2 protein-coding genes are annotated in these 1143 nt (G+C 56.0%); both read left to right on the top strand.

Annotated elements, in window-relative coordinates:
- The first annotated feature begins 85 nt into the window (after positions 1 to 85).
- Entirely contained in the window at positions 86 to 514 is a 429-nt protein-coding gene (locus ACQKDV_RS19635) for a DUF4189 domain-containing protein (RefSeq protein WP_427785892.1), read from the top strand.
- Between the two features lie 150 nt (positions 515 to 664).
- Positions 665 to 1093: a DUF4189 domain-containing protein gene (locus ACQKDV_RS19630; protein WP_427785891.1), complete on the top strand. Its 429-nt coding sequence runs from the start codon at positions 665 to 667 to the stop codon at positions 1091 to 1093.
- The last annotated feature ends 50 nt before the right edge of the window (positions 1094 to 1143 follow it).

The following is a 1143-nucleotide window of genomic DNA, read 5'->3' as shown; positions in this document are numbered from 1 at the left end:
TCGGTAATGTGGGTCGTAACAGCTCGGGCCAGACTTCGGACTTCAAGCAGGATTACGTTGGAAGAAAAGAGGATCAGGATAAGTCATGACCAGATTTGCTCGCATTCTCACCGTGTGTAGCTTGCTGTTCCCTGTCTTCGCTGCTGCACAGCAGCCCGGAACACCAGAATACAACTCCGTGTATTTGCCAGCACATGGCGTGGGTGATACGAAGCCGCAGGCGTTGCGGTGGGGCGGGTGGGCCAGAGGGGACGATAGGCGGCTGGGATTTACCGTCTCCGGCAGGACTGAGGAGGAGGCACGAGCCCTGGCTGTTGCTGACTGCGAGTCCCGAGGGTCCGTCAACTGTGTCCCTCTAAAGACTTTCTACAACGCCTGCGCGGCTATCGCGGAGGGGCCCACCGACCGTACGGCTATAACTACTGATCGAGGGCTAAAACGAGCTCGTAGTCAGGCTCTTAAGAATTGCCGCCCTGACTGCAAGATCATTTTCGAAGGCTGTGCCCTTCCCTAGACCGATGCCGACCATGTTCTTCAACGGCATGCTAGGCCAGTTCATGGCGAACTCGAGCTTCGGTAATGTAGGTGGTAACAGCTCGAGCCAGACTTCGGACTTCAAGCAGGATTATGATGGCAGCGGTGATAAGAATAGGAGCCTGAACACATGAGCAGACTAGTTGGCATCATCCTCATGCTTGGCGGTCTGCTTTCTATGACCGCGTCTGCACAGCAGCCTGGAACGCCGCAATACAATTCGGTCTATCTGCCTGGCCACGGGGTAGGGGATACCCGGCCGAAGGCAGTGAAATGGGGTGCGTGGGCGAGAGGGGATGACCGACAGCTTGGATATTCTCTGGACGGCCGGACAAAGGAGGAAGCTGAAGCATTGGCTGTTGAAGACTGTTCGGCCCGGGGCTCAAAGAACTGTGTTCCAATCGACGCCTTCTACAACGCATGCGTCGCTATAGCCGCAGGACCCGATGATCGTAAGGCCGTCATTACGGATAGAGGCTTGAAGTGGGGGCATAAGCGCGCGCTGAAGATCTGTGAGGGTGACTGTCAAATAATCTTTGAAGGCTGTGCGGTTCCTTAGCAGGCTGCTGAAATACCAGTCGCCACGCGAGGCGCCACAGTCAACATTTT

It is taken from the genome of Stenotrophomonas sp. NPDC077659 (assembly GCF_050268705.1).
Classification (GTDB): domain Bacteria; phylum Pseudomonadota; class Gammaproteobacteria; order Xanthomonadales; family Xanthomonadaceae; genus Stenotrophomonas.
The sequence above is the reverse complement of the archived record's forward strand: the minus strand, read 5'-3'. Positions and strand labels throughout refer to the sequence as shown.

What these genes read in the sequence shown, in the direction of transcription:
- ACQKDV_RS19635 (WP_427785892.1), top strand. Translation starts at nt 86, where the DNA reads ATGACCAGATTTGCTCGCATTCTCACCGTGTGTAGCTTGCTGTTCCCT.
- ACQKDV_RS19630 (WP_427785891.1), top strand. Translation starts at nt 665, where the DNA reads ATGAGCAGACTAGTTGGCATCATCCTCATGCTTGGCGGTCTGCTTTCT.